8 protein-coding genes are annotated in these 14,068 nt (G+C 75.2%); 2 read left to right on the plus strand and 6 right to left on the minus strand.

Features of this window, described 5'->3' with window-relative positions; translation table 11 throughout:
* Positions 1 to 172 precede the first annotated feature (172 nt).
* Positions 173 to 3,700 (plus strand): S1C family serine protease, encoded by a 3,528-nt coding sequence (locus IH00_RS0118110; protein WP_031074812.1) that lies wholly within the window; start codon positions 173 to 175, stop codon positions 3,698 to 3,700.
* Between the two features lie 42 nt (positions 3,701 to 3,742).
* Positions 3,743 to 4,702 carry a bifunctional riboflavin kinase/FAD synthetase gene (locus IH00_RS0118115; RefSeq protein WP_031074814.1) on the plus strand — a complete coding sequence of 320 codons (960 nt, stop codon included), beginning with the start codon at positions 3,743 to 3,745 and terminating at the stop codon, positions 4,700 to 4,702.
* A gap of 47 nt (positions 4,703 to 4,749) precedes the next feature.
* On the opposite strand, the gene IH00_RS0118120 is transcribed toward IH00_RS0118115, so the two are convergent.
* The 6 genes from IH00_RS0118120 to IH00_RS0118145 form a co-directional block, all read right to left on the minus strand.
* The gene (locus IH00_RS0118120; RefSeq protein ID WP_078887816.1) at positions 4,750 to 5,838 is read right to left on the minus strand and encodes an ABC transporter ATP-binding protein; all 1,089 of its coding nucleotides are present in this window, start codon (positions 5,836 to 5,838) and stop codon (positions 4,750 to 4,752) included.
* A gap of 28 nt (positions 5,839 to 5,866) precedes the next feature.
* The gene (locus IH00_RS0118125; RefSeq protein ID WP_031074818.1) at positions 5,867 to 6,835 is read right to left on the minus strand and encodes an ABC transporter ATP-binding protein; all 969 of its coding nucleotides are present in this window, start codon (positions 6,833 to 6,835) and stop codon (positions 5,867 to 5,869) included.
* Positions 6,832 to 7,716: an ABC transporter permease gene (locus tag IH00_RS0118130; RefSeq protein WP_031074819.1), complete on the minus strand. Its 885-nt coding sequence runs from the start codon at positions 7,714 to 7,716 to the stop codon at positions 6,832 to 6,834. Before IH00_RS0118130 ends, IH00_RS0118125 begins: the two co-directional genes overlap by 4 nt.
* On the minus strand, positions 7,713 to 8,753 hold the full coding sequence (locus IH00_RS0118135) for an ABC transporter permease (protein WP_031074820.1): 1,041 nt from the start codon (positions 8,751 to 8,753) through the stop codon (positions 7,713 to 7,715). Before IH00_RS0118135 ends, IH00_RS0118130 begins: the two co-directional genes overlap by 4 nt.
* A gap of 3 nt (positions 8,754 to 8,756) precedes the next feature.
* The gene (locus IH00_RS0118140; RefSeq protein ID WP_031074822.1) at positions 8,757 to 10,565 is read right to left on the minus strand and encodes an ABC transporter substrate-binding protein; all 1,809 of its coding nucleotides are present in this window, start codon (positions 10,563 to 10,565) and stop codon (positions 8,757 to 8,759) included.
* A gap of 169 nt (positions 10,566 to 10,734) precedes the next feature.
* Positions 10,735 to 14,010: an SCO5717 family growth-regulating ATPase gene (locus IH00_RS0118145; RefSeq protein WP_031074824.1), complete on the minus strand. Its 3,276-nt coding sequence runs from the start codon at positions 14,008 to 14,010 to the stop codon at positions 10,735 to 10,737.
* Between the last annotated feature and the right edge of the window lie 58 nt (positions 14,011 to 14,068).

Raw genomic sequence — 14,068 nt, forward strand, 5'->3', positions numbered from 1 at the left:
CTTCCTGCGGAGCCCCGGCCCGCTCCACGATCCCCCTTGTCCCGGTTCTATCCGTCCCGACGCCGATTTTCACCCACTTGGCGAGGCGCTCGGAGCGAACCGAGGGAGCGCCGGGGGGCGCTTTTCGTCCCGCTCCTTCTCCCCGTGATCATCGCGGTCCTACCGTCGAACCATGGAACGCGGGGACCGGGCGACGCTGGTGAAGATCTGTGACCCGGCGGGCCGGCTGCGCGGCACCGGCTTCGCCACCGACGACCTGGGCACGGTCGTGACCAGCCACGAAGCCGTCGACGGACTGGTACGGGTCGTCCTGCACGCACCGGGCGGCCGCACGTTCACCGCCGGGGCCGACGCCATCACCCCGCTGCCCGGCGCCGCCCTCGCCCTCGTCCGCACCGAAGGACTCGGTCTGCGCCCCCTGCCGCTGGCCGGGCGGGAGCACGTCGAACCCGGCGGGTACGTACGGATCGCCGCGGGCGGCTGGCGCCAGGCCCGGGTCCTCGGCACGGCCGACGTGACGTACACCGCCACCGACCGGTTCCACCACCTCGGCGGCGTCCTCGAACTCGCCATCGGCACCGAAGGCAGCGAGGCGTTGCGGCTCGGCGGCGAGGCCGCGGGCGGCCCCGTCGTGGACGCGGAGACCGGCGCGGTCCTCGCCGTGCTCGGCACCGCGCTGCACGCCGAGCGCCGGGCGGCCGGATTCGCCGTACCGCTCGCGGCGGTGGCCGCCCAGGACCCCGACGGGCCGCTCGCCGCCCTGCTCCGCCGCAGTGCCGCGACCGTCCCCGCCTACGGGCGGGACCTGAACCTGGCCGGCGTCCTCGAACTCACCGCCACCTCCGGCGGCGCGATCGGCGGGCCCGGCCACTGGCCGGACCCCGTGGAGCGGGCCGGGGTGGCCCGCGCGTACGAGCTGTCCGCCGCCTCCGGGACACCGGTGCTCGGCCTCGTCGGGGAGCCCGGCACCGGGCGCACCACCGAGCTCGCCGCGATCGCCGCCCGCCGGGCCCGGGGCGCCGAGCCCGCCCCGACCGTGTGGCTGCGCGGCGCCGATCTGCGCGCGGACGACAGCTCGGTGGCGGACGCCGTCGGCCGCGCCCTGCGCCGGGCGGGGCGGATCGTCGCCGCCTCCGGCCGGCAGGGCCTGTGGGACGAGTCGGCCGCCGCAACCCCCGAACGCATCGCACGGCTGGCCCGCACCGAGGGCCGCCCCCTGCTCGTCCTCCTCGACAGCCCCGAGGAGATGCCGCCGCAGCTGGCCCACCGGCTGCCCGACTGGACGGGCGGCACCGCCACCTGGCTGCGCGCGCACCACGCCCGGCTGCTGATCGCCTGCCGCCCCGAGCACTGGGAGCAGGCCGGCCCGCTGTACCCGGCCGGCACGGTCCGGCGCGTACCGGTCGGCGACCTCACGGCGCGGGAGGCGCGGCGGGCCCGCGCACGGTACGGAGTGCCGGGCGAGGCCGTCGCCGCCGAGGACGCCCGCCACCCGCTGGCGCTGCGGCTGCTCGCCGAGGTACGGGAAGCGCTGCCCGGCGAGGTCCCGGGCCGCCCCGGCCGCGACGAGATCTTCACCGCGCACCTCGACCTGATGTGCCTGCGGATCGCGGTGCGCCTCGCGGCCGCCGCCCGGCCCCCGGTGCGCGGCACCGCGGTGCGGCGGCTCGCCGCGCGCGTGTCCGGCCGCGTCCACGAGGCGGCCCGCCGCTGCCTGGGCGCCGGCCAGGGCGAGCTGGACCGGGCGGCGTTCGAGGAGCTCTTCCCCTGGAACGCCGGCTGGGCCTCGGCGGTCCTCACCGAGGGCCTCCTCACCCCGGCGGGATCCGGCTACCGCTTCGCCCACGAGGAACTCGCCGACTGGCTCCAGGGCGCCCACCTCGACGTCGACGCGGCACTGCACCGCCTGGTGCACCGCTGGTACACGGACCCCGCGCCGCCGGACGCCGCCCCCGCGCCGCCGGACGCCGCCCCCGGGCTGCCGGTGCCGCGCCACCGCATCGGCCCGGTCCTCCAGGCACTGCTGCGCCTCCACCGCGTCCACGGCCCGTCGGCCCTGGCCGAGCGCCTGGAGGGCCTGGTCGGCGCCCTGCACCGCCCGGACGCGCCCGACGATGCCGGGGACGCCGTGTGGTGGGCCGCCCGGCTGCTGCGGGAGGTGCTGGCCAGGGTGCCGGACACACGGCCGTACCTGCGGGTGCTGCGGATGCTCGCCGACCGGATCACCGACCGCTCCCTGCGCGCCGGCGGGCCCGGGCACCTGGGCGGCCTCGCGGAGTTCGGGCCCCCCTTCTGGGAGGGCCTCCGGCTCGGCGAGGACGAGCGCGTCGACCTGCTGCGGCGGCTCGTGCCCGCCGATGGCGCCCCCGCGGCACCGGGCCCGTACGAGACCCCCCGGCCGCCCCGCTACCTCGACAGCGTCGCCGCGCTGCTCGTGGCGGACGCGCGGGGCGTCCAGCCGCTGCTGTGCCGCTGGTTCGGCGACGAGCGGCCGCTGCCCGCCGCACCCGGTGCAGGGGTGCGCCCCACCGTCGCCGGAGCGGCGCAGGCCCTGCTGTACGCCCACCGTGCCCTTGCGGTCGATGACCTGTGCGAAGCGCTCGTCACCACGGTCCATCCACGCGCCGACGAACTGCTCGCCGCCCTCGCCGAGGACGAGCCGTCCGCCCTGTGCCGCGCCGTCGACCGCTGGGCCCACGACGACACGCGCCCCGGCCGCCGCGTCGCCGCCGCCGCGTACGGGCAGCTCGTCGCCGGTCACGCCACCACCGCGGCCGACCGCGAGCTCCTGCGGTACGCCGCCCTCGCGCTGCTCGCCCGCCCCGCGGACCGGGCCCTGCACGGCCCGGCGCTGGGCCTGCTGGTCCGCGACCCCGACAGCCGGGCGCACCACCTCCCGCGGGCCCTGGCCGCCTTCACGGACGGCGACCCCGGGCTGCCCCCGGGCTCCCTCGCCGCCGCCGCGCACACCCACCCCGAACCGGTCCTCGCGGCCTTCCGGGCACGCCTGCGGGAAGCGGGGGCGGAAACCGGGAGGGGGGCCCGCGCCGAGGGTGTCCTGGCCGCCCTCGCCGACCTCCACACACCCGCGCTCGCCCGCCGCGCCGCCGCGCTCGTCCACGAGTACGTCGTCCTGCACCCCGAGGGAGCCGCGCACGCCGCCGCGTACCTCGACCGCCGCCTGGAGCACGGCCCCGCCGCCCGCGCGGTGCTCCTCCCGCTCGTCGCGGGCCTGCTCCAGGACCGCCCCGCGCAGGCGCGCGCAGAGCTGGCCCGGATCCTCGCGGCGCCCGGCACCGGAACCTCCGGGCCGCTGCGCGACGAGCTCCTCGACGTGCTCCTGGAGTACGAGTACGACCGGCGCGCCGAGCGCGACCTCGCCGTACCGGAGGCGCTCCTGCGGGCCGTCGCCCTCGGCGCCGCGCACCGGCCCGAGCTCCGCACCCGCGAGCTGGTGCACCGCACCGGCCTGCTGATGGTCCGCACCCCCGAGGGCGCCACCCGCTTCGACCGGCTTCTCGTCGAGCTCGCCCGGGAGGTCCCCGGCTTCGCGGCCCTCACCGCCGGATGGCTGGCCGAGGCGCCCGAGGACTGGGTCCTCGTCGTCGGACCGAGCACCCGGTGGACCGTCGGGACGCTGGGCAGACCGATGCCGATGCGGGCCGGAAGCCACGGGCATGGCAGTCTTAGACCTGCGTAAGCGGTCCATGACGTACACGGGTTCGGGCGAGGAGCGGTCACAGTGCAGCGCTGGCGTGGCTTGGAGGACATCCCCCAGGACTGGGGGCGCAGCGTCGTCACCATCGGCTCCTACGACGGAGTGCACCGCGGGCACCAGCTGATCATCGGGCGCGCGGTGGAGCGGGCGCGCGAGCTCGGCGTCCCCTCGGTCGTCGTCACCTTCGACCCGCACCCGTCGGAGGTGGTCCGCCCCGGCAGCCACCCGCCGCTGCTCGCGCCGCACCACCGGCGCGCCGAGCTGATGGCGGACCTCGGGGTCGACGCAGTGCTGGTGCTGCCGTTCACGGCCGAGTTCTCCCAGCTCTCGCCTGCCGACTTCATCGTGAAGGTCCTCGTCGACAAGCTCCACGCCCGCACGGTCATCGAGGGCCCCAACTTCCGCTTCGGCCACAAGGCGGCCGGGAACGTCGACTTCCTCCGCGAGATGGGCGGCACGTACGACTACGAGGTCGAGGTCATCGACCTGTACGTCACCGGCGACGCGGGCGGCGGCGAGCCGTTCTCGTCCACCCTGACACGGCGCCTGATCGCCGAGGGCGACGTCGAGGGCGCCGCCGAGATCCTGGGCCGCCCGCACCGCGTCGAGGGCGTGGTGGTCCGCGGCGCCCAGCGCGGCCGCGAGCTCGGTTACCCGACGGCGAACGTCGAGACGCTGCCCCACACCGCGATCCCGGCCGACGGCGTGTACGCGGGCTGGCTCACGGCCGGCGGCGAGTGCATGCCGGCGGCCATCTCGGTCGGCACCAACCCGCAGTTCGACGGCACCGAGCGGACCGTCGAGGCGTACGCGATCGACCGCGTCGGCCTCGACCTGTACGGGTTGCACGTGGCGGTCGACTTCCTCGCCTACGTCCGCGGCCAGGAGAAGTTCGTCTCCATCGAGGCGCTCCTCGAAGCCATCGCGGAGGACGTCAAGCGCTGCCGCGCCCTGACGGACGCGTACGACGGGAAGCAGTCCTGACCGGCTGACCGGCCCTCGCTGGGGGCCTCGGGGGCCGTGGGGCCCGGCTAGTGCGGTTCCTTGCCCCGGGGATGGTCCGCACCCGGCAGGCCGCCGGACGGGTCCGAGCCTGCGGGCAGGTCCGAGCCGCCGGACGGGTCCGGGCGCCCCGGCCGATCCGAGCCGCCGGACGGGTCCGGGGCCCAGTGGCAGGCGGCTCCGCGGCCCGCTCCCGTGAGGACCGGAAGGTCGCGCGTGCGGCAGGCGTCCGCGACCCCCGCGCGGGCCGCCTCGCCCGAGGCGAGGACCTGGCACCGCGCGTGGAACCGACAGCCCGGCGGTATGCGCGACGGGTCCGGGGGCTCACCCGCGAGGACCACCGGCTGCGCGGGGGATTCCGGCAGGACCGACAGCAGCGCCTGCGTGTACGGGTGCCGGGGTGCCGACAGGACCTCCTCCACCGTGCCGGTCTCCACGATGCGACCGAGGTACATCACCGCCACCCGGTCCGCGATGTTCCACGCCAGTCCCAGATCGTGCGTGACGACGAGCGCGGCCAGGCCGAGTTCGTCGCGCAGGCGCAGCAGCAGCGCGAGGATCTCGCCGCGCACCGACGCGTCGAGCGAGGCGACCGGCTCGTCGGCGACGATGAGCTCCGGCTCCAGGACCAGCGCGCCGGCGATGACCACCCGCTGCCGCTGACCGCCCGAGAGCTCGTGCGGGTAGCGCAGGAAGAAGCGCTCCGGCGGGCGCAGCCCCGCGCGCGCCAGCGCCTCGCCGACGGCGGCGCGTTCGCTCCCCTCGTACCCGTGGATGCGCAGGCCCTCGGCGACCGCGTCGTACACCGTGTGCCGTGGGTTGAGCGAGCCGCTGGGGTCCTGCAGCACGAGCTGGACGCGCCGCCGGTACGCCTTGAGAGCGCCGCTCCTGTACCGGAGCGGTGCTCCGGCGAAGGAGACCGAGCCGGATGTCGGCTGCACCAGGCCCAGCAGCGTCCGCGCCAGGGTCGTCTTGCCGCACCCCGACTCCCCGACGAGAGCGACGATCTCGCCGGCCCCAATTCCCAGGTCCACCCCGTCCACGGCCCGAGCGGACGGGCCGCCGCGCCGCCCCGGAAAGGTCACGTGCAGTCCCTCGGCGGACAGCAAGGACGTCATGCGCGGCTCCCGGTCGTCAGCGGGGACCTCATGCACGGGTCCCGGTCGTCAGGACGCAGGCCGAACGGTGGCCCGGCGCCACCTCGGCCAGCGGCGGTACCGCGGTCGCGCACGTCTCCAGCGCCACCGGGCACCGCGGATGGAAGGGACACCCCGGCGGCGGAGAGGCGGGGTCCGGCGGATCACCCGGCAGGCCGCGCGGGGCCCGCCGCGACGCCGGGTCCCCGATGCGCGGGAAGGCGGCGGACAGCGCCCGCCCGTACGGGTGCGCGGCCGCGTCGTACACCTGACGTGCCGGTCCCTCCTCGACCACCCGCCCCGCGTACATCACCGCCAGCCGGTCGCAGGTGTCGGCCAGCACCGCCAGGTCGTGGCTGATCATCACCAGGCTGATGTCCTGCTCGGCGACCAGCCGCTCGATCAGCCGCAGGATCTGCGCCTGGACCATCACATCGAGTGCGGTGGTCGGCTCGTCCGCGACGATCAGCCGCGGATCGCAGGCCAGCGCCATCGCGATCATCACCCGCTGCCGCTGCCCGCCGGACAGTTCGTGCGGGTACGCGGTCGCCCGGGCCGCCGGCAGCCCCACCTGCTCCAGCAGCTCACCGGCCCGCCGGCGCGCCGTCGCGGGCGCCGCCATGCCGTGCACGAGGAGCGGCTCGGCGATCTGGTCGCCGATGCGGTGCACGGCGTTGAGCGAGTGCATCGCGCCCTGGAACACGATCGACGCGCCCGCCCACCGCACGGCCCGCAGCCGCCCCCACTTCATGGCCAGCACGTCCTCGCCGTCCAGCAGGACCCGGCCGCTCAGCCGCGCCGACGCGGGCAGCAGCCGCAGCAACGCCAGCGCCAGCGTCGACTTCCCGCACCCGGACTCGCCCGCGATGCCGAGCTTCCGCCCCGCGCCGACGGTGAGGTCGACACCGCGGACGGCCGGCACGGCGCCCGCCCCCGACCCGTAGGTGACCCTCAGGTCCCTGACCTCCAGCAGGCTCAACGCCCCACCCCCAGCCTCGGGTTGAGCACCGACTCGACCGCCCGCCCGCACAGGGTGAAGGCGAGCGCGACGACCGCGATCGCGATCCCGGGCGGCGCCAGGTACCACCAGTGCCCGGACGACACCGCACCCGCCTCGCGCGCGTCCTGCAGCATGCCGCCCCACGACACGACCGTCGGGTCGCCGAGCCCGAGGAACGCGAGCGTCGCCTCGGTCAGGATCGCGGTGGAGATGCACAGCGTCGTCTGGGCCAGCACCAGCGGCATCACGTTGGGCAGCACGTGGCGGCTCATGACGTGCCCGTGCCCGCCGCCGAGCGCCCTGGCGCGCTCGATGTACGGGCGCGACTCGACGGCGATCGTCTGCGCGCGCACCAGCCGCGCCGTGGTCGGCCAGCTCGTCACGCCGATCGCGAGGATCACCGTCCACATGCTCCGCGACATCACCGTCGCCAGCACGATCGCCAGCACCAGCGACGGCATCACCAGGAACCAGTCGGTGATCCGCATCAGCAGGGTGGACAGCCGGCCGCCGTAGTGGCCCGCGACGATCCCGACCAGCGTCCCGATGGCCACCGACAGCGCCGCCGCGAGCAGCCCCACGGCGAGCGACACCCGCGCCCCCCAGACCAGCAGCCCCAGCAGTGACCGCCCGAACTGGTCGGTACCCAGCGGGAACGCGCCGCTCGGCGCCTCCAGCGCCGCACCCCGCGCGTCCGTCACGCTCTGCACGTCATCACCGACCAGCAGCGGCGCGGCGAGCGCGACCACCGCGATCAGGGCGAGAGCGGCCAGCCCGCACAGCCCGGCCCGGTGCGTGCGGTACTGCCGCCAGAAACGCCCTGCCGACTCACGCCGCCGGGCCCACGCCAGGGACGTCATCGGCCCACCCGGGGGTCGAGCAGCGGATACAGCAGGTCCGCCAGCAGGTTCATCAGGATCATCGCTCCCGCGAAGACGACGAACAGCCCCTGCACCAGGGGCAGATCGGGCACGGACAGCGCCTGGTAGAACAGGCCGCCGAGACCCGGCCAGGAGAAGACCGTCTCGACGAGGATCGAACCGGCGGCCACATGGCCCAGGTTGATGAAGACCATGGTCACGGTCGGCAGGAGCGCATTCGGCACCGCGTGGCGGCGGCGTACGGCATCGTCGCGCAGGCCCTTGGCCCGCGCCGTCGTCAGGTAGTCCCCGCCCATCTCGTCGAGGAGCGAGGAGCGCATCACGAGCAGCGTCTGCGCGTACCCGACGGCCACCAGCGTCACCACCGGCAGCACCATGTGGTGCGCCACGTCGAGGACGTGCGCGAACCCCGTACCGCCGTCGCCCGATTCCATGCCGCCGGTCGGGAACATCCCGGGGACCGGCCCGATCCCCACCGCGAACACGATGATGAGCAGCAGGCCGAGCCAGAACGACGGCACCGACCACAAGGTCAGCGCGACGCCCGTGTGCACCCGGTCGCCGACGCCGCCGTGGCGCCAGGCCGTCCGGGTGCCGAGCCACAGCCCGATCGCCGAGTAGATCACCACGGCCACCCCGGTCAGCAGCAGCGTCGCCGGGACCTTCTGCGCGATCAGCTCGCCGACCGGCGCGCGGAACTGGTACGACATCCCCAGATCGCCGGTCAGTGCCTTGCCGCAGTAATCCGTGAACTGCTGCCACAACGGCAGGTCCAGCCCGAACTGCCGCCGCAGCGTGGCCATCTGCGCGGCGGACGTCGGCTGGCCGTGCGTCATCGCCTTGACCGGGTCACCGGGGAGGATCCGGAAGAGGAAGAAGCTGGTGACGAGGACGGCGAGCAGGGAGACCACCGCGCCCCCCAGCTTGCCCGCAAGGTAGCGCGGGTACGCCGTGGCCCCGCGCGGCGCCGTGACGCCGCCCCCGGCCGCACCGGCGGGCGCGCTCGCGGTCGTCACCGGCTACTCGCGGTCGTCGGCGGTGGACCGGCGGCGGACCGCAGTCCAGACCCCGACCGCGAGGAGAATCAGCGCGGCGGGGCCGATCACCAGCCACACGCCCGTCGGGGAGCCGGCGTCCTCGCCGTCCCCGGCCGCCGCGGGCTCGGCCGACCACCAGCTCCAGTAGCCGTCCTGGCCCCACAGGTTGCCGGCCGCCTCCGGCATCGTCCTGATGGACGCGATGTGGTCGGTGCGGTACGCCTCCACCGCGTTCGGGTACGCCATGACGTTCATGTACCCGGTGTCGTACAGCCGCGACTGAAGCTGCTTGACGATCCCGGCCCGCTTCGCGGGGTCGTACTCGGCCGCCTGCCGCGCGTACAGCGCGTCGTACTGCCGGTCGCAGATGAAGTTGTCGGTGGCGCCGGTGTCCTTCGGCGTCGCGGGGAGCGCCGCGCAGGTGTGGATGGAGAGGACGAAGTCGGGGTCGGGGTTCACCGACCACCCGTCGAAGGCCAGGTCGTAGTCGCCCTTCATCCAGGGGTCGGAGACATTGTCGAGGCAGTCGACCTTCAGCCCGATGCCGAGGTCCGACCACCACTCCTGGAGGTACTTGCCGACGGCCTTGTCGTTGGGGTCGGTGGCGTGGCACAGGATCCGGAAGTCCAGCGGCCTCCCGTCCTTGCCGGCGCGCTTGCCCGCGGCGTTCCTGCGGTAGCCGGCGGCGTCGAGGATCCGTTCCGCCCCGGCCGGGTCGTACGCCCGCTCCTGGGAGCCCTCCGGCTTCCAGAAGTACCGGTCGAAGCGCGGGGGGATGTAGCCCGCGCCCTCCACGGCGTGTCCCTGGAAGACCTTGTCCACGATCGCCTTGCGGTCGACGGCGAGGAAGAGCGCCTTGCGGACCTGCGGGTCGAGCAGGGCGGGATGCCCGGTGCCGAACCTCTTGCCGTCCTGGGCGCGCGCCCCCGGGTTGGTGGCGAGGGCGTAGAACCGGCGGCCGGGCGCGTCGTTGACCTTGATGCCGGCGGTGGACCGGAGGGACGCGGCCTGGGCCGGGGTGAGGTTGGGGACGAAGGAGACCTCGCCCTTGCGCAGCGCGGCGACGGCGGCGTCACCGTCCTTGTAGTACCTCAGCACCAGTTCGTCGAACTTCGGCGCCCCGCGCCAGAAATGCTTGTTCGGCCTGAGCTTCACGTACTGGTCGACCTTGTGGTCCGTGATGACGAAGGGGCCGTTGCCGACGATCGGGAACTGCTTGTCGTTGTTGAACTTCGAGAAGTCGCCGACCTTCTCCCAGACGTGCTTGGGCACGATCGGGACGTCGAGTGCGGTCATCGTCGCCTGAGGCTTCTTCAGCTCGATGACGAGGGTGCGCGGGTCGGGCGCGGTGACCTTCCGGAAGTTGGCGGTGAAGCTGCCGTTGGCCGTGGCGGCGTCCTCGTCCGTCATCATCTTGTTGAAGGTCCAGGCGGCGTCCTCGGCCGTCGCCGGCTTGCCGTCCGACCACCTGGAGTCGTCGCGGATGGTGTACGTCCACGTCAGCTTGTCGGCGGAGGGCTTCCACGCGGTGGCCAGGCCCGGGATGGTCCGGGCGTCCTTGACGTCGTAGTTCGTCAGGTACTCGTAGGTCAGCCGGTGGATGGTGGTGGAGACCAGCCGCTGCGCGAGGAAGGGGCTCAGGGAGTCCACGCTCTGCGAGACGGCGATCGTCAGGACGCTCGGGGAGCCGTCGTCGCCGGCCGCCTGTGCCGGTAAGCAGACGAGAGTGGTGGCGGTGACGCCTGAGGCGAGAAGCAGTCTGAGGGAGCGGTGCGGAGCCATGGTGACCATGAGGTGAACCTCGCGTCGATCTCGGGGCGCCAGCTGGTGAAGCGAGGTCTACCAGCGCCGGAGGGCCGCGTCAACGATGCGTCAAACCCGTTCTGCGCTGGGGGAATACGGCCGAGGGCCCGCACCGTGGTGATGGTGCGGGCCCTCAATGGTCCAGTCCTCTGCCGCCTTACTGCTGAGGGGTTGGCGGCGCCTGCGGAGGCTGCTGCGCGGGCCATCCGACGGGCGGCTGCCCGGGTGCCTGACCCTGCTGCTGCGGCGGCTGCTGCTGCCACTGCTGGGGCGGTCCGTACGGCTGTCCGGGTGCGGGCTGCTGCGGGGCGTACGGCTGGCCCGGCGGCGGCTGCTGCGGCGCGTACGGCTGGCCCTGCGGCGGGTACGGCTGTCCGGGGACGGGCTGCCCCGGCTGCTGCGGGGCGTACGACTGGCCCGGCACCGGAGGCGCCATCTGCGGCGGCATGCCGCCCTGCCCGTCACCGGTCCACAGCCCCTGTGCCTGCTGCGCCCGTACGAAGTCCTCGGCGACCATCGCCGAGAGGTTGAAGTACGCCTCCCGGGTCTTCGGCCGCATCATGTCGAGGTCCACCTCGGCGCCCGCCGCCAGATGCTCGTCGAACGGCACCACGACGACGCCGCGGCAGCGGGTCTCGAAGTGCTGGACGATGTCCTCGACCTTGATCATCTTGCCGGTCTCGCGGACCCCCGAGATCACCGTGATCGAGCGCTGCACCAGCTCCGCGTACCCGTGCGCCGAGAGCCAGTCGAGCGTCGTCGACGCGCTCGACGCACCGTCGACGGACGGGGTCGAGATGATGATCAGCTGGTCGGCGAGGTCGAGGACCCCGCGCATGGCGCTGTACAGCAGTCCGGTGCCGGAGTCGGTGAGGATGATCGGGTACTGCTTGCCCAGGACGTCGATCGCCCGCCGGTAGTCCTCGTCGTTGAAGGTCGTCGAGACGGCCGGGTCCACGTCGTTGGCGATGATCTCCAGACCGGAGGGCGCCTGCGAGGTGAAGCGGCGGATGTCCATGTACGAGTTCAGGTACGGGATCGCCTGCACGAGGTCACGGATGGTCGCCCCGGTCTCGCGGCGCACGCGCCGCCCGAGCGTCCCGGCGTCCGGGTTGGCGTCGATCGCGAGGATCTTGTCCTGCCGCTCGGTGGCCAGCGTGGCACCCAGGGCGGTGGTCGTCGTGGTCTTGCCGACACCGCCCTTGAGGGAGATGACCGCGATCCGGTAGCAGGACAGCACCGGTGTACGGATCAGCTCCAGCTTGCGCTGCCGCTCCTGCTCCTCCTTCTTGCCGCCGAGCTTGAAGCGCGAGGCGGCGGAGGGGGTACGGCTCGACTTGGCCTTCTGCTTGTTGTTGCGCAGCAGGCGGTCGGAGGACAGCTCGACGGCCGCGGTGTAGCCGAGCGGCGCGCCCGGCACGGAGCGTTCCCGCTGGTCGTGCGCGACGGGTGTGGGCCAGGCGGCGCCGGTCCGCGGGTCGTGGGCACCGGGCTGCGGCTGACCGGGCTGGGCGTGCGGCTGGCCCGGTTGCGGCTGCGGCTGGGCCTGGGGCTGGCCGGGCTGGCCGGGGTGCGGGAAGCCGTAGCCGGCCTGGGGGGCGGGCTGAGGCTGCGGTTGCGCCGTGGGCTGCGGGAAGCCGTAACCCCCCTGCGGCGCGGGCGCCTGGGCCGGCAGCGCGCCGCCAGGAGCGGGCTGCGGCTGCGCGGCCTGCGGCTGCCCGTGCTGCGCCGGTACGGGCGGTCCCGCGTGGGGCTGCGGCTGGGCAGGCACGCCGGGCTGGCCGGGGTGCGGGAAGCCGTAGCCGCCCGGGGCGGGCTGGGCCTGCGGCGGGAGCGCGGCACCCGGCTGCGGCTGTCCCGGCTGCGGTTGTCCGGGTGCTCCGGGCTGCGGCTGTGCGGATACGCCGGGCTGCGGGTGGCCGGGTGCGCCGGGCTGGCCGGGGTGCGGGAAGCCGTAGCCGCCCGGGGCGGGCTGGGCCTGCGGCGGGAGCGCGGCACCCGGCTGCGGCTGTCCCGGCTGCGGTTGTCCGGGTGCTCCGGGCTGCGGCTGTGCGGATACGCCGGGCTGCGGGTGGCCGGGTGCGCCGGGCTGGCCGGGGTGCGGGAAGCCGTAGCCGCCCGGGGCGGGCTGGGCCTGCGGCGGGAGCGCGGCACCCGGCTGCGGCTGTCCCGGCTGCGGCTGCGGCTGCGCTGCGGGCTGCGGGAACCCGTAGCCGCCCTGCGGCGCGGGCTGCGCGGGGGCGTGCGGCCGGTCGGCGGCCGGGAGGGCGGGCTGCTCCGCCGCCGGGGCCGGAACCGGCCACTGCGGGGCTCCCGCCGGTGCGGCCGGCTGGAACGCGGGCGGCAACGGCGGCAGGGCCGTGCCCTGTGCAGCCGGCGGGGGAGACCACGGCTGGACCGGCGCCTCCGCGGCGGGCACCGGGGCGGCGGGAGCGTCCGTGGCGGGGGTGTCGGCCGGGGGAGCGTCGGCGGGCGGCGCCTCGGCCGACGGCGCGTCCTGCAACACCGGGGCCTGCGGTACGGCGTCGGCGACGACCGCGTCCTGCGGCGCGCCGGTGTCCCCGGGTGCGTCCTCATCGGCCTCCGCCCGGGCCTCGGGACCGGGCTCAGGGGCGTCCTCGCCGCCGGCTGCGGCCTCGGCCGCGGCCTCGGTGCCGCTGTGGACATCGGCCACGGCCTCGGCCTCAGCGACGGCTTCCGGTTCGGCCACCTCGGTGTTCACGTCCACCGGGGCGGCGAGGCCGTCGCCTTCCGAGCCGCCCGCGTCGCCCAGACCCTCCGTGCCTCCCGTGCCTCCCGTGCCGTCCGCTTCGGCCGAGGATCCGGACGTCACGCCGTCCGCGTCCCGCGTCGCCGTCTCGGCGGAGCCGTCACCGGAAGCCGCCTCGGCCCCGGCCGACGCGGCCGCCTCACGCTCCGCGATCTCGGCCATCTCCCGCTTCAGCGCGGCGGGCGAGAAGCGCATGGTCGCGCCGCTCTCCAGGTCGCCGCCACCGAACGGCTGCGGCGCGTCCGGGACATGGGGAGTGTCACCCGCGGGTGCCTCGGCGGCGTCACCGCTTCCGTGCGGCGACGCCTCGCCGGCGGCCGGCGCGGGGGTCACCGGCGCCGCGGGCGGCGGGGTGGGCAGCGCGGCGGGCGGGACCGCGGGCGCCGGGGCCCCGTGCGGTTCGAAGCCGCTGCCCGAGGGCAGGCCGGGCACGTACACCGGCTGGGCCCCGGGCGGCGGGGGAGGGGCGACCCCGGGCGTACCGCCCTGCGCGGGCACCGACGGGGACGCGCCGCCACCGGACGTGTCACCCGCGTTCTGCGTGTACCAGGCCGGCGGGGTGTAGTCGATGGTGAACTCACCCGTCATCTCGACGGGATCCGCGTCGGACTCGTCGACGGGAAGGTTCCAGCTCCCGTGGATGTCGTCCCGATCGCCGTTCACTTTGCCTCCTGGTGTGGTCGAGCACCCTTGTGTCGTGGTGGGCGGGGGCCACCGTTGA

It is taken from the genome of Streptomyces sp. NRRL S-118, assembly GCF_000716335.1.
Classification (GTDB): Bacteria; Actinomycetota; Actinomycetes; order Streptomycetales; family Streptomycetaceae; genus Streptomyces.